At 57.5% G+C, this 14,145-nt stretch carries 12 protein-coding genes; 10 read left to right on the forward strand and 2 right to left on the reverse strand.

What is annotated here, in order from left to right; translation table 11 throughout:
* Positions 1 to 34 precede the first annotated feature (34 nt).
* Positions 35 to 1,078, reverse strand: a complete 1,044-nt coding sequence (locus tag AC3WQH_RS12820; protein WP_429782133.1) for a DUF4855 domain-containing protein — start codon at positions 1,076 to 1,078, stop codon at positions 35 to 37.
* Between the two features lie 185 nt (positions 1,079 to 1,263).
* On the opposite strand from AC3WQH_RS12820, the gene AC3WQH_RS12825 reads away from it, so the two are divergent.
* On the forward strand, positions 1,264 to 2,148 hold the full coding sequence (locus tag AC3WQH_RS12825) for a YitT family protein (RefSeq protein WP_007783572.1): 885 nt from the start codon (positions 1,264 to 1,266) through the stop codon (positions 2,146 to 2,148).
* A gap of 325 nt (positions 2,149 to 2,473) precedes the next feature.
* Here AC3WQH_RS12825 and AC3WQH_RS12830 read toward each other — a convergent pair whose 3' ends face one another.
* Positions 2,474 to 3,775 (reverse strand): IS1380 family transposase, encoded by a 1,302-nt coding sequence (locus tag AC3WQH_RS12830; RefSeq protein ID WP_492332066.1) that lies wholly within the window; start codon positions 3,773 to 3,775, stop codon positions 2,474 to 2,476.
* Positions 3,776 to 3,958: 183 nt separating this feature from the next.
* Between AC3WQH_RS12830 and AC3WQH_RS12835 the strand changes: the two genes are divergently transcribed.
* From AC3WQH_RS12835 to cdaS, 9 genes are all read left to right on the forward strand, one after another.
* A complete protein-coding gene (locus AC3WQH_RS12835; RefSeq protein WP_492332067.1) occupies positions 3,959 to 7,495 on the forward strand; it encodes a M14 family metallopeptidase in 3,537 nt (1,178 codons plus the stop codon).
* Positions 7,496 to 7,526: 31 nt separating this feature from the next.
* Positions 7,527 to 8,231 carry a DUF969 domain-containing protein gene (locus tag AC3WQH_RS12840; protein ID WP_005835315.1) on the forward strand — a complete coding sequence of 235 codons (705 nt, stop codon included), beginning with the start codon at positions 7,527 to 7,529 and terminating at the stop codon, positions 8,229 to 8,231.
* Between the two features lie 3 nt (positions 8,232 to 8,234).
* Positions 8,235 to 9,188 carry a DUF979 domain-containing protein gene (locus AC3WQH_RS12845; protein ID WP_327921193.1) on the forward strand — a complete coding sequence of 318 codons (954 nt, stop codon included), beginning with the start codon at positions 8,235 to 8,237 and terminating at the stop codon, positions 9,186 to 9,188.
* A gap of 88 nt (positions 9,189 to 9,276) precedes the next feature.
* On the forward strand, positions 9,277 to 10,047 hold the full coding sequence (locus AC3WQH_RS12850) for an IclR family transcriptional regulator (protein ID WP_007783581.1): 771 nt from the start codon (positions 9,277 to 9,279) through the stop codon (positions 10,045 to 10,047).
* Between the two features lie 37 nt (positions 10,048 to 10,084).
* Positions 10,085 to 10,732: a pyroglutamyl-peptidase I gene (gene pcp / locus AC3WQH_RS12855; RefSeq protein WP_005835309.1), complete on the forward strand. Its 648-nt coding sequence runs from the start codon at positions 10,085 to 10,087 to the stop codon at positions 10,730 to 10,732.
* 95 nt (positions 10,733 to 10,827) lie between these two features.
* Positions 10,828 to 11,541: a 5-oxoprolinase subunit PxpB gene (gene pxpB, locus AC3WQH_RS12860; protein ID WP_005835308.1), complete on the forward strand. Its 714-nt coding sequence runs from the start codon at positions 10,828 to 10,830 to the stop codon at positions 11,539 to 11,541.
* Positions 11,520 to 12,566 (forward strand): 5-oxoprolinase subunit C family protein, encoded by a 1,047-nt coding sequence (locus AC3WQH_RS12865; RefSeq protein ID WP_007783584.1) that lies wholly within the window; start codon positions 11,520 to 11,522, stop codon positions 12,564 to 12,566. Before pxpB ends, AC3WQH_RS12865 begins: the two co-directional genes overlap by 22 nt.
* The gene (locus AC3WQH_RS12870; RefSeq protein ID WP_005835304.1) at positions 12,563 to 13,327 is read left to right on the forward strand and encodes a LamB/YcsF family protein; all 765 of its coding nucleotides are present in this window, start codon (positions 12,563 to 12,565) and stop codon (positions 13,325 to 13,327) included. The genes AC3WQH_RS12865 and AC3WQH_RS12870 overlap by 4 nt, the downstream gene beginning before the upstream one ends.
* A gap of 187 nt (positions 13,328 to 13,514) precedes the next feature.
* The gene (gene cdaS, locus AC3WQH_RS12875) at positions 13,515 to 14,126 is read left to right on the forward strand and encodes a sporulation-specific diadenylate cyclase CdaS (RefSeq protein WP_005835302.1); all 612 of its coding nucleotides are present in this window, start codon (positions 13,515 to 13,517) and stop codon (positions 14,124 to 14,126) included.
* The last annotated feature ends 19 nt before the right edge of the window (positions 14,127 to 14,145 follow it).

Genomic DNA, 14,145 nt, shown 5'->3' on the forward strand with positions numbered 1-14,145 from the left:
CGCAAAAGTCGGGGAATGGAAAAAGCAAGAATCGTTACGGCGGCGCGATTCCGTTTAAAAAGGAGAAAAGCTCGTCGTAAAGCGGATCGCCTGACTGGTACAAGCTGACGAGCGCCTGCTTGCGCCCGTTTTTGCCGAAAAACCAGCCGCCCGTGTACCAGGCGAGCGGCGCGTCGTATTGAAAAGGCCCGAAAGCATTGCCATGCCCGTCTGTCCCGCCGGAAGCTCCGGCCCGCAAGTACGCCAGCAGCCGCTCGCGTTTTTCCCGATCGTAGGTGACTCCGAGGTCAAACTCGATTTCGACGCCCATTCCGGCTGCCTCGCTTGCGGCGGCGGAAGCATCCACGCTTTTTTTCGGGTTGAAGTAGTAGTTCGGTTGCAAAAAAGCGAGGTCGAAGCCAAGCTGTGCCCACTCGTTCCAGCCAGCCGCCTGTTGATACGGAATCCAGATGCTCCGAAGCATCCGTCCGGCGTGCGTGCAGCCGTGGATCGCGTCGTTGACCGCCCGGATGACTTGGCGGTCGTCGTGCTTGGGCCCTTGGAAGTACAGACTTTCCTGTAGCCAGTAGAAGCCTTTTAGGCAGAGGCAATCGTCCCACGGCTTTTTGGCCCACCTCGTAAGAAACAGGCACATCCACTCGATGACCGCCTCGATCCGGTAGGCGTCGTCGCCAAACTGCTGCGGATTCGGGTAAGGCAGGGCCACCCACACATTCGTGCGCGACAGCGGCGAGCAACGCACCGCCTGGCAGAGCGCGTCGAGATTCCGGTCGCCAAGGAACAGCTCATCCATGTAGCGCAACCATTCGTTCCAACCAGCGGGAGCCTTGTCGCTGCGCGCCAAAAAGCGGCCTTCCCCCGACTGATTCAAAATCCCGAGAGCCAAAAACAGAAAATCGGTGAACATGCCGCCGTCCGCCAATCCGGTCACCGGATCGGTATGGAAGAGCAAGGGCAAAAAGTCGGTGCACTCCCAAAACTGGTAGTGCGGAGTGCCGTCCGTGCCGATGCTGTAGCCTGTGTACGCGAGAAACAGTTGATTGATCGGGCTTTTTCCGAGCGAGGGATAGGGAGCCATGCCAACACACCTCTTCTTCTAACGGTTTGATCGCGAAAAGGTCCTTCGCTAACACGTATGTCAGAAAGCGGGCGTATATACAGCCAGCCGCAGGACTTACTAGCCGCTGAAAGCAGGCTGGCTATTTTTGGAGCAAGCGGGGAAAGCTGAATGCAGAAAAGAAAAAACGGGTAAGGATGATTTTTATGGAAGCCGCAAAAACGGGTCCGATTACCCATAAGCGGGCCAAAAAGCGAAGAATCGTCACAAGGGCGCTTGCGATTATCGTCGGAGCGCTGATGGTTGCCGTCGGCCTGGAAATTTTTCTCGTGCCGAACAAGATCATCGACGGCGGGGTCACAGGTCTGTCGATCATGATGTCACACCTGACCGGAATCAAGCTGGGGATTTTCCTCTTTCTGTTCAACTTGCCGTTTTTGTTGGTCGGCTACAAGCAGATCGGGAAAACGTTCGCGATCTCCACGCTGTTTGGGGTAGCCGTCATGTCGCTCGGGACGAATTTTTTGCACCACGTTCCCAGCTTGACCGACGATTTGCTGCTGTCTGCCGTCTTTGGCGGCATCATTATCGGGATTGGCGTCGGACTGGTGATTCGCGCAGGCGGGTCGTTGGACGGCACCGAGATCGTCGCGATTTTGCTGACGCGCAAAAGTCCGTTTTCCGTCGGGGAAGTCGTAATGATTTTCAATATTTTCATCCTCGGCAGCGCGGGCTTCATCTTTGGCTGGGACCGGGCGATGTACTCGCTGATTGCCTACTATATCGCGTACAAAATGATCGACTTGACGATGGTCGGCCTCGAACAATCGCGCTCGGTCTGGATTATTAGCGACTATCCGAACGAAATCGGGGACGCGCTGTCTGCCAGGCTGGGACGGGGGATTACGTATTTGCGCGGAGAGGGCGGCTACTCCGGGGACGACAAAAAAGTCATTTTCTGTGTCATCACCCGGCTGGAGGAAGCCAAGCTCAAATCAATCGTGGAGGAGATCGACGCATCCGCGTTTCTCGCGATCGGCCATATTCACGACGTATCGGGAGGGCGGTTCAAGAAAAAAAATATTCATTAACGGCGAGCGTGGCCGGCTAGGCTAGTCAGGCGCAAACAGGACAGGCAAGCAGCAGATGCTTGCTTTTTTCTGCGTGTCTGCCATTCCTAACTGATTATCTTTTCTGAAACTTGAAAATGATCTATTGATTTTTAAGCATTATGAATTTATCCTGAATTTCGAAAGTCCATAAGATCAGGGCGAGGTGCCGAAGCAATGGGATATTGAGATGTAAAAGTAAGGGAATTTCCCATTGTTTACGAGAGGATCTCGTGAGGAGTGGATAATCTTTCCCCCTCCCCACTGAAGGAGCAACTTCATTTTCCATGTAAAATTTTGGAGAATGTCATTCCAGCAAGGCTACTTTCGCTTCGATTCGTTTCCAAGCGTAGCGACCGGCGAAGTCCTTCAACAGCTTGAGCACGACAGATCGACTGTGCCGTACGAGTGTCGCCGCGCAATGGAAGAACTCCAGACGGAATCGGGCAATCGTATAGCCTTGATACACCGGTTCGCAGCAATCGCGTTTGAAACGCTCGAATAAATTATAGGTGAGCAGTTTGATCAGTAAATCCAGTTCATTGGCTGTAAAATCGCTTGTGGCGATGCGATCGATGGAGAATCCGTTCTTGGCTTCCTTGATGTAGTTCTCCATGCAGCAGCGCTGGTTGTAGAAGCGCCACAGATCAATCGCTTCCCATTCCAGATTGGTCACGATCGCTTCGTATTGCCAGTCGGTGTCGAACACGAATCGTCCTTGGTCGTCATCGAACACTTGTGCCTTGCGGATGATCGCCACCCGGCGCGCCTTCTTCCAGGACGTCGCTTTGTAGATCAAGGTAATGCCTTCGATGATCCAATCCTCGTCGACGTATCGCGTCCAGTAGTGGCAAGCACGGACTTCTTTTGCGAGTCGCTTCGTCCATTTGAGCTTGCCGACATAGCCGATGTCCTTGCGTTCCCACAGGCTGTAGAAATCCTCGCCGCCGAAGCCTTTGTCGAACCGGGCGTACTTCACCTGGCGCTCGCCGAGAAGTTCAAACGTCTGCTGAAGGAAGTCGACAGCGTCGGTGGAAGAGTGCGTATTGCCCGGCCGGAGGACCGCATTCAGATTCAACCGGGTTTGCCCTTCAAAGGCCAGCAGTGGATGGTAGCTTTTGCGTCCGGGTTTGTGCGGATTCGTCCCTTTGGCTGCACCGTCCTGATCGCCGTATACCGTCTCTACCGTGGAATCCAGATCGAGAATGATGTCAAACGGCAGGCAGGGTCGGATGATTTCCTGATTCAATCCCTTCAGTTCTGCCGTCAATTGCGGATACGACCGACCCAGTCTTCCCAGTTCTTTGTACAACAGGCTATGATGCGGACATCGCCCACCCAGGAAACGTTTTAACAGCACGTCATGCTGCAGTTTGCGAAAATGGAAAATCCGTTCGCAGCCGAGCATCCAGCCTATGATGAGATAAAGCAGAATCCGATGAATGGGGAAAAGTGAGTTGGGTGCTTTGCCTCCGGAGAGGTTGCGCATCGCTCCGGCCAGCTTGATTTTTTCCAGATATTCCAGAAAGATTTTGACGCCTCCGAAACTCGTTGCGTTCTGTAGAGAAAATTCGGTCTTGATTTTACTGACGGGTGTGGTAGACTTCATCTAAAAGGTGCTCCTCTCTTTGGGTTATGTTGTTCGGATAAACACCATTCTACCAAAGATTCGGAGATCTTTTCACGTTTTCAAAGAGTCGTACTTTCGAAATTCAGGTTTATGATTTGTTTACTGAATATGAAATAGTAGTTCCGAAATTCGGAACAAAATGAGAAAGACGGGTGAGGCAAGGTGAGGATAGACGAGCTGTGGAGTACGAACGGCTTTTTTCGGGCCAGCAAAGGGAGCAGCGCCCCTGACGGAATCGTCTCGAAAATCACGGTTCCGTCCGAGCGCACGAGCTGGGAATCTGCCGCGATGGCAGAGCTGGCCAGTCGGATCGGTTTGCACCTGACCGACTTGCCGCTGCCGATTTTTGAGCACTTGTTCATTTTCGATCAGCTCGATGAACAGGCTCTCCCGGTACAGGGGGACAAGCCGCGTACTTTGCGGATCGTCGTAGGGTACGAGCAGGCATGGCTTGCTTCGGTTTTGGGCGAACGCAAAGCGGCGCTACTCGCTCTGCACAAGCTGCGGGACAACGGCGAAAAAGAGGCAGGCATTCTGTATGTGAGCGAGGGCGAAGACGAGTCGATTCTCGTCATTACAGGCACATCGCCGCAAATGACGTTGCTTTCGGCACGCGCGCTCGTATCCGGGGAGTACAGGCAAGATGCAATAGAGCAGGCGGGCTTCGGCCATCAGCGCGCGATTTTGATTGCGCCAAAACCGGCGGCTCCGTTGACCGCCGAAAAGACGGCGACCATTCCAGGCAACAACCGCTCCCGGACTTTTTCGCTGCACGAACTGTTTACGACAGAAGGGCTGTACGAGCAAAACGACGGGGAGCTGCTGCCGACGCTGGACGTGTTGTTGTCCATGCCGGATGGCTCGCTGGAGAAGACGGTGGCGGCCGTGGAGCTTGGCGCGCGCCTCGCCTTGTCTGCGGGCTATGTGCGCACGCCTGTGACGCGGTGTGCAGGGGAAGAAAACGAGGCGGGGCGGTTTGAGATTGTCTTCGAAACAAAAACGGCCCCGGCTGCTCATGGAGAGAGCCGTATGGAGCTTTCCGAGGACGGCAAGCAGTTGCGGATCGAGAGCGATGCTTTGCATCTGGTCGGTTTTGTGCGCGAGCTGCTCGCAGACGGATTTGCGCCGCTTTCCGCAGGACAGCATTTCGGCTGGCGCCAGCGGTTGTTCGCCTTAAAGAGCGACAGCCAAGATTTGTCGTTGCGCGCGTCTCTTGGCTTGCAAACGTTTTCGCTGCGGGAGCGCACAGAGATCGCGCGCCTGGAAGTACCGGAGCATTTGGCCCGCCCCACAGAAGTATGGGAGCAGTATGTGGGCGGCGGTGGACGAGCGGGTGGCCCCGTGCCGCTTGCGGTTACGGAAGAGCTGCCTGTCTGGACGGCGGAGTGGAGCGATCCGGGCGAGCTGGCAGAGATGGGAGACTATTTGCTGGCCGTTGTGCAAAAGCACGCCGAACATTCCGGGGGAGCCGCTTTGGAGATCGAAGTGACGACCACGGCGAGCGAGCAGACGTTTGCGGCGTGGGCGAAAAAGCTGGTCGGGCAATGCGGGGAGCGCTACGGCGTCGAAGTCTGGTTCGCGTTTCGCGACGCAAACAAGTCGGGGCTGAACTGGGCCATGCAGGAGGTGTTGCCGCAAATCGTCCAGCTCAAAGACGTGCACAGCGTCGAACTGCGGGCGAGGGCGTTTCGGCCAGCGGACAAGCACTTCGACCTGGTTCACCGCTTTTTGCAGGAGCTGTATCCGTTTGATGCGATTTTGGCCGACAGCCTGTCGCTTCCGCTCGAACGCATTCGCCTGCAGCTTGCAGAAGATTCTGCCGCTCCGATGTTTTCCGTGTGTGCTTTTGCCGAGTCGAAAGAGGTGCTTGCCGACTGGAGCTGGGAAGGCTGGGCAGAGAGCAGGCCGTACATGCCGGATCAGCCGCAGCGCGGTCGTGTGCTCGTTCCGTTTGCAGGCGTCCGGGTAAAGGAAGCGCAGACGCAAAACGAGCTTGCGAGGAAACCGTTTGCAACCAATCCGTATCGCTTTTGGCAATGGTACCAGGAGCAGGTGCTGCCGATGATTTTCCGGCAGGTAGGGGGCAATCCTGGCGTGCCGAAGTTTTCCCGGCTGGAATGCCATGTCGGGATGGATGCCGTGGAGAAAAAGCTGCCGCATCTGGAGGAGAACAGCTCCGTCCTGGAAGCGCTGCACGAAGATATTTACTTTTACACGTTGCACGCCATGCACAACCACGGGAAAAAGGTCGGGGACCCGGAGTGGGACGCACCTGGCGGAATCGTGCCGTTCATGCACGTCGAACAGGGCGGCAAGCCGTGGGCGCGGATCGCTTTGTACGCCTTTCCGACGGAGCATGCGATCACGGCGGTCGACGCGAGCGGCGCGGCGACGGTCATCCGCCCGTTTGCGGGGATGCCGTTTCGGGATGCGGTAGCGACCGGGCTTTGCCGCAAAGAAACCGACTGGTCGGTTACGCTCGAAGGGATTGCGGACGCTACGCTGAGAGAGCAGTGCCAGGCATGGCTGGGCTTTTCCATGGCGCAATCACAAGCGCAGCCTGCCGACCAGCAGCCAATCGCGCAGCAGGCTACTACAGAAGCTTCCAAGGGAAAGTCGCTTTGGGAGGACGTTTTCACAGGCGAGGACGTGGAGCAGTGGCTCGCACAACACCGCGAGCAAGTGCCCGGACAGGTCGTGCCGCTCGATTTTTCGCTGAGCGGCCGCTGGATTTGGGCCGTCGAGCTGTTCGCCCGAAAAGCGCAGCACAGCTTTGCGACGAGCACGGCCAAGCACGCGCTGTACAGGCCGACGTTTTTCATCAACGCAAGGCACCACGCCAACGAAGTATCGAGCACGAACGCCGCTTTGCAAATGATCGCCCAGCTTGCAGACGATCCTTCTGTCCTGGAGGCGGTCAACCTCGTCATCATCCCGCTGGAAAACGTCGACGGAGCCGCGCTGCACGCGCAGCTTGCGCAGGACAACCCGTGCTGGAAGCACCACGCCGCCCGCTACAACGCATGCGGACTGGAATTTGCCAAGTATCGGTTTCAAAGCGGCGTGCCGTTTGGCGAGAGCCGGATTTATCCGAAAGTATGGGAGCGCTGGGCGCCTGACATCGTGCTCGACGACCACGGGATTCCGTCGCACGAATGGATTCAGCCGTTCAGCGGCTACAACAGCCCGCCGCGCTTCCCGGTTTCGTACTGGATTCCGAGCGCGCGGATGTACACGATCTGGCGCGCGCTGACAGAGGCGACCCCCGAGCAGCGCGAAGCCTACACTTCGCTGCGCGCAGCCCTCACCGCTTCGCTGCACCAGGACGCGGCTGTCGCGCAGGACAACGTCGATTGGCTCGCCACATACCGCAGATGGGGCCATGACTTTGACCCGCAGCATTTTCCGATTGAGCTGTCGAACGGAAGCATTGCCTACACGCGGGACAGCCCGATTAACCGCAACTCTCATGATCTGATCGAGCGCTTCCCGGAGTGGGTGACAGCCGACCTGATGACAGAGGTCAACGACGAGACGGTGTATGGCAAAGAATTGCAAGCGTGCCGACACGCCCACCATGTGGTCCACCAGGCGATTGCCGACTGGATGAAAAATCGGAAAGTAACAATAGAGGAAATCCGGGAGCACGAGGCAGATGGCACCATTCGCATCGGCCTCATCCGCAAGCGCCCGCTTTAGATTAGCGCTCATTTGAGAGGAGACTACCAACATGGTTTTGATTGGTGTTGCAATCGTGATTATCGGCTTCATCGTGCGGCTCAACCCGCTACTGGTGGTGACGGTCGCGGGGCTTGCCACCGGACTGCTCGCCAAGCAGCCGCTGTATGAGATCATCGAGCAATTTGGCAAGGCGTTTACAACGAACCGCTACATGGCGATTTTTATCGCCACCTTGCCCGTCATCGGGCTATTGGAGCGCTTTGGACTGCGCGAACAGGCAGAAGCGCTCGTCTCCAAAATCAAGGCCGCCACGGCAGGCCGCATCATTAACGTCTACTTTTTTATCCGCGAGGTCGCTGCCGTGTTTGGCCTGACCTCGATCGGCGGCCATGCGCAAATGGTGCGGCCGCTCGTCGCGCCGATGGCAGAAGGAGCGGCGGAGGCGAAGTACGGCAAAGACCTCCCCGACGACGTGCGGCAAAATATTCGCGCGCACTCTGCAGCGGCCGACAACATCGGCGTGTTTTTTGGCGAGGACGTGTTTATCGCGATTGGCGCAATTTTATTGATGAAAGGCTTTTTCGACCAGAACAACATTCCGTCCGATCCGCTGCAAATGGCGATGTGGGCCATTCCGACCGCGATTGCCGCGTTCGTCGTGCACAGCATCCGCCTGATTTTGCTCGACCGCAAGCTGGACCGACGGCTGGGACAGCGCAACAGCAAGCACACATCGACAGGCAAGGGGGAATAACCGATGTGGATTTCGATGGAAGCGATCTATGTATTTCTCGGTTTGATTGCGCTTGGCGGCAGCCTGTTTACGTTTGTGGACAAGAAAAATCCGCGCCGCTTCACCTCTGGCCTTTTTTATGCGCTCTACGGGATTTCCTTGCTGCTCGGCAGTATCATCCCGCCTTTTGTCATGGGACTTTTAGTCATTGTGATGGTGCTGATCGTCGGCTTGGGCGGCTTGAAGGTGGGAAGCTACGGCGAAGCCTCCGCTGAGGAGCGCAGGCAGAACCGCCAGCGGCTGGGCAACTGGCTGTTCGTGCCAGCGCTGTTGATTCCGCTGTTGACGATTGTCGGCAGTCTCGGCTTCAAGGACGTGAAAATCGGCGAGCTGTTCGTGCTCGACCAGAAAAACATTACGCTCGTCTCGCTGGGGCTTGCGACGTTGATCTCGCTGCTCGTCGGGATGGCGCTGACCAAAAGCAACCCGTTGACACCTGTCAAAGAATCGCGGCGCTTGCTGGAAGCGATCAGTTGGGCGGCTGTGCTGCCGCAGATGCTGGCTACGCTCGGAACGATTTTTACCAGCGCAGGTGTCGGGACGGTCGTCTCTGATCTGGTTGCGCACGTTATTCCGACGCATTCCTTGTTCTGGGTCGTCTTCGCCTACTGCGTAGGCATGGCGCTGTTCACGATGATTATGGGCAACGCGTTCGCGGCTTTCCCGGTCATGACGGCGGGCATCGCCATTCCGCTATTGATCGGCCAGTTCGGCGTCGATGCGAACCATCTGGCGGCAATCGGGATGTTCGCGGGCTACTGCGGCACGCTCATGACGCCGATGGCAGCGAACTTCAACATCGTGCCCGCCGCGCTGCTCGACTTGAAAGACAAAAACCACGTCATTCGCGTGCAGTTCCCGACAGCGCTCGTTTTGCTTGCGTTCAACATCATCCTTTTGTATCTCGTCTCGCTGTAGGCAAAAACCATCTGTTGTTTTTTCCTCCTGGCAACAATAATGATAAAATATGGACAAAAACAACCAGATCGCGAGGATGGAGAAGTCCATGATACAAAACCAGAACAAAACAGTCGTGAAGTCGATGGAGCTGCTCAATCTGTTCATCGACCACGACAGATTGAGCTTGAACGAGATGGTCGAGCTGACGAACATGCCGAAAACGTCGATCCATCGCATGATCGGCTCGCTCGAAGGAATGGGCTTTTTGCAGAGGGGCGAGGACGGCAAATTTTCGCTCGGGCTGTTGTTTTTGCAGTTCGGCCAGTTGGTGTCCGAGCGGCTGGATATTCGCCAGCTCGCTTTGCCCGTGATGAGCGCCCTGCGGGACGAAGTGGAAGAGGCGGTCAATCTCATCGTCCGGGACGGAAAAGAAGCGATCTATATCGAAAAGCTCGATACGCCACACCCGGTACGGCTCTATACGAAGATCGGGCGCAGATCGCCTCTGTACGCCGGGGCCTGTTCGCGAATTATTTTGTCTTTTCTGGAAGAAAAGGAAAGAGAGCAGTATTTGCGCGAAGTGGAGCTTGCGCCGATTGGACGCGGGACGATCACGGACAGGGACGAGTTGCGCAAAGCAGTGGCGGATGCGCGGGAAAAAGGGTACACGATCAGCTATTCGGAGTTGGAAAACGATACGGTAGCGGTCGCAGCGCCCATTTTTGACCACATGGGTCGTCTGCATGCAGGCATCAGCATCGCTGGACCGCAGGAGCGGTTCACCGAGGAGCGGCTGCCAACGCTGATCGCCCATTTGACGGCTGCCGCAGAGCGCATTTCCACGGCGCTGGGCTGGAGGCGAGCGAGGCGAAGCTGATTCATAAAACAGATAGCAGGGACAGGGGAGAGCGACGATGAAAACCATTTTGGTAACAGGCTTTGACCCATTTGGCGGCGAGCCGATCAACCCGGCGTGGGAATCGGTCAAGCGACTGGCTGACGTCCGGTCGGAACGGTATCGCATCGAAACAAGACAAGTGCCAACGGTGTTCGGCAAGTCCATCGAGCTTTTGCAGCAAGCGATTCGCGAGACGGAACCTGATCTCGTGTTCTGCATTGGACAGGCTGGCGGCCGGCCGGACATTACCGTCGAGCGCGTGGCGATCAATGTTAACGATGCGCGGATTCCCGACAACGAAGGAAACCAGCCGATCGACACCCCGATTGTGGAAGGCGGGCCAGCGGCTTACTGGTCCACGCTGCCGATCAAAGCGATGGTCAAGGAAATGAGGGCGAACGGCATTCCCGCTTCCGTTTCCCAAACGGCAGGAACGTTTGTGTGCAACCACCTTTTTTACGGACTGATGCATACGCTCGCGCAGCAAAACGCGGCGATCCGCGGCGGCTTTCTCCACATTCCGTACTTGCCCGAGCAGGCAGCGAAGCACCCCGGCCAGCCGAGCATGTCGGTGGAGACGATCGCCAAAGGACTGCAAGTCGCGATCGAAACAGCGGTGCGACTGGAGCAAGACATCGTCGAAGGCGGCGGACAAATCAGCTAATACGAAGAGGAGGACAACTCCTCTTTTCCTTTACTCTAAAATTCGGAATGATTATACCGATTATCGGAACAAAAATGGAATAGGAGGGGAGCAGGTTGGAGCAAGTCGCGTTTTTTCCACTCGGCGACTCGGGAATTGTCATCAAGCTCGGAGACGCCATTGACCAGGCGACACAGCAAAAAGTAAAGGCGCTCGCCGACTATTTCGAAGAGCACCCGCTTCCGGGAATGGTCGAATACGTACCGGGGTACACGTCTGTCACGGTGTATTACGATCCGGTGGCGTGGTACGATCCGCGCGCAGCGGACATGCCGTACGAGCGGTTCAAGGCGCTGCTCGCGGGGCAGCTTGTGCACATTCGCGCGGATGAACAGACGAAGCCGCGGCTGGTGGAGATTCCCGTCTGCTACGGCGGCGCGTTTGGCCCTGACCTGCTGGATGTGGCCGCGTATCACGGCATCACCCCGGATGAACTGATCCGCATTCACTCCGGGCAGGAGTATCTCGTGCACATGATCGGCTTTGCTCCTGGCTTTCCGTATTTGGGCGGACTGGACAAACGCATTGCCACCCCGCGCAGGCAGTCGCCGCGAACCGCGATTGCGCCGGGAAGCGTCGGAATCGGGGGAGAGCAGACGGGCGTCTACCCGATTGAGAGTCCGGGGGGCTGGCAGATTATTGGCCGGACACCGGAGCGCCTGTTCCGCCCGGAAGAACAGCCGCCGAGCTTGCTGCGCGCAGGCGACAGAGTCCGCTTCTGTCCGATCTCGGAGGAACAATACGGGAAATGGGGGCAGATCGGGCCATGACCATGAGCATCGAAGTCCTATCACCAGGCTTGTACACGACCGTTCAAGATTTGGGCCGATACGGGTACCAGCGGCACGGGGTGATCGTCGGCGGGGCGATGGACACGCTGGCGATGCGCATGGCAAACATGCTCGTCGGCAACGAGCCGAACGCCGCCGTTCTGGAGCTGACGGTAAAAGGGCCAGTGCTGTTGTTTCACCAGGATGCGCTCTTGGCCGTGTGTGGAGCGGACATGCAGCCTGCTATAGACGGCGTGCGCATCCACAGCAACCGTCCTGTCTGGGTGAAAAAAGGCAGCACGCTGAAGTTTGCCCATGCCAAAAAAGGCTGTCGCGCCTACCTTGCCATTGCGGGCGGCTGGGAGGTTCCGCTCGTCATGGGCAGCCGCAGCACGAATGTCCGGGCGGGCTTTGGCGGGGCATGGGGCAGGACGCTCCGGGAAAAAGACCGACTCGAGCCAGGCAAGCCGAGCGAGCTGGCGCTGTTTTTCGCAGAGCAGTTGCAAGCGAAAAGCAAAGCGCGAAACGCTGGTTGCGGCGAGATGGACTGGTTTGTCCCGCAGCATGTTTTTCCGTACCAAAAAGACGCGGTCGTCCGGGTCATGCGCGGAGCGGAGTTCGGCTATTTTTCCGAGGAGAGTCGCCGACAGTTTTTCGCGACGCCGTATCAGCTCGCGGCGCAATCCGACAGAATGGGCTATCGTTTGGAAGGGCCGCAGCTTGCGCTGGAGTCGCCGCTGGAACTGATTTCCGCCGCCGTCTCTACGGGCACGATCCAGGTCCCGCCGAACGGCCAGCCGATCATTTTGCTCGCGGACAGGCAAACGGTTGGCGGCTACCCGAAAATCGGCCATGTGGCGACCGTTGACTTGCCGATTTTGGCGCAGTTGCGGCCGGGCGATCGCGTGCAGTTTCAGGAAGTGTCTTTGCGTAAAGCCCAGCAGGCGCTGTACGAGCAAGAAACCGAGCTGCAACAAATCAAGCTGGGAATCCAAATCAACGCGGGATGGAGGCAGAGCAAATGAAGGTTGTCGATTTGAACTGTGACATGGGGGAGAGCTTTGGGGCGTATCGACTGGGCAACGATCAGGCGATTTTGCAGCATGTAAGCTCCGCGAACATCGCCTGCGGCTTTCATGCGGGCGACCCTTCCACGATGCGAAAAACGGTGAAGCTGGCCATCGAGAGCCGGGTGGCAATCGGGGCGCATCCCGGACTGGCCGATCTGGTCGGGTTCGGCCGCCGCAACATGGACATCTCCGCCCAGGACGCCTACGAGCTGGTCGTCTACCAGATTGGCGCGCTGCAAGCGTTCGTCCAGGCGGAAGGAGGCGTCATGCAGCACGTCAAGCCGCACGGAGCCTTGTACAACATGGCAGCGACGCGTCCCGCGCTGGCCGAGGCGATCGCCGAGGCGGTTTACCGGGTCAATCCGGAGCTCGTTCTGTTCGGACTGGCTGGCAGCGAATTGACGCGGGCCGGGGAAAAAATCGGGCTGTGCACCGCGCACGAAGTGTTTGCAGATCGGACGTACCAGGCGGATGGCACGCTGACGCCGCGGACGCAGCCAGACGCGCTGATCGCCGACGAAGCCGAGTCGTTAGCCCAGGTCGTGCGCATGGTGACAGAAGGCAAGGTGCAGTCGCTGCAAGGCGTCGACGTGCCGATTCGCGCGGACACGATCTGCATCCACGGGGACGGTGCGCACGCGCTTGCATTTGCAGAGAGCATTCGCCAGGCGCTGCAAGCGGCGGGCGTCTTTATTCGCTGCATCCGCTCGTCATAAGGAAGGGTAATCCGCCTGTTTTTCTGGGAAAAAGGGCGCTTTCCTCCATCTGACCCGCTTTCTTTTGCGACGAGGCGCGCCAGGCTCTTTCGCGAGAGGATAGCAGGATGAAAGCGCACGGGATGGGGAACAATCAAGGCAAGGAGCAGTCGGGTAGTCGAGAACACAGGAGGGAGAGGTTTCCTGCGTGCACGTAAACTGCGATTCATCTTCCTTGAAAGCCGAGCTGAAGCAAGAGCTGCTCAGCATTTCCCAGGCGATGGAGCAAAGTCTGCTCGCCCTCGACCAAGAGGAAGGCTGCTTGCTCGGTACGTTCGACCATATACGCAGCAGATTTAGCCGGCTGGAGACAGTGGCTGCCTCGTTTTACTTGCAATGCTATCTCGCGCCGTACACGGAAAAATACATAGACTTGACGATTGCCGTGCAGCATTTGGCCGAAAAACGCCAAGGGGCCCTGATCGTCATCGAGCGCGACGACTCCCTGGCCGAGCATTTGCAGGCGGGCATTCCCATCGGGGCTGTTTTGAGCTATTCGCTCCTGGAGTCGATCTTTTTTCCGGGCAGTCCGCTGCACGATGGGGCGGTGTACGTGCGGGACAATCAGATCGTTTCTGCGGCGAACGTCCTGCCGTTGTCGCACATTGCCGTCGGCGAAAAAAAGCTCGGGACACGGCACCGCGCCGCCCTGGGCCTGAGCGAGCAGAGCGACGCGCTGGTGATCGTCGTCTCCGAGGAGACGGGAAAGGCGTCCTTTGCCATGCAAGGCAGGCTGTATCCGATCATCACGCCTGCGTAGGCAACCAAAAAGAGGATCA

Source organism: Brevibacillus sp. FW301-21C12A (genome assembly GCF_058788915.1).

What these genes read in the sequence shown, in the direction of transcription:
- AC3WQH_RS12870 (WP_005835304.1), top strand. Translation starts at nt 12,563, where the DNA reads ATGAAGGTTGTCGATTTGAACTGTGACATGGGGGAGAGCTTTGGGGCG.
- AC3WQH_RS12865 (WP_007783584.1), top strand. Translation starts at nt 11,520, where the DNA reads ATGGGGGCAGATCGGGCCATGACCATGAGCATCGAAGTCCTATCACCA.
- AC3WQH_RS12830 (WP_492332066.1), bottom strand. Translation starts at nt 3,775, where the DNA reads ATGAAGTCTACCACACCCGTCAGTAAAATCAAGACCGAATTTTCTCTA.
- AC3WQH_RS12850 (WP_007783581.1), top strand. Translation starts at nt 9,277, where the DNA reads ATGATACAAAACCAGAACAAAACAGTCGTGAAGTCGATGGAGCTGCTC.
- pcp (WP_005835309.1), top strand. Translation starts at nt 10,085, where the DNA reads ATGAAAACCATTTTGGTAACAGGCTTTGACCCATTTGGCGGCGAGCCG.
- AC3WQH_RS12820 (WP_429782133.1), bottom strand. Translation starts at nt 1,078, where the DNA reads ATGGCTCCCTATCCCTCGCTCGGAAAAAGCCCGATCAATCAACTGTTT.
- AC3WQH_RS12840 (WP_005835315.1), top strand. Translation starts at nt 7,527, where the DNA reads ATGGTTTTGATTGGTGTTGCAATCGTGATTATCGGCTTCATCGTGCGG.
- AC3WQH_RS12845 (WP_327921193.1), top strand. Translation starts at nt 8,235, where the DNA reads ATGTGGATTTCGATGGAAGCGATCTATGTATTTCTCGGTTTGATTGCG.
- AC3WQH_RS12825 (WP_007783572.1), top strand. Translation starts at nt 1,264, where the DNA reads ATGGAAGCCGCAAAAACGGGTCCGATTACCCATAAGCGGGCCAAAAAG.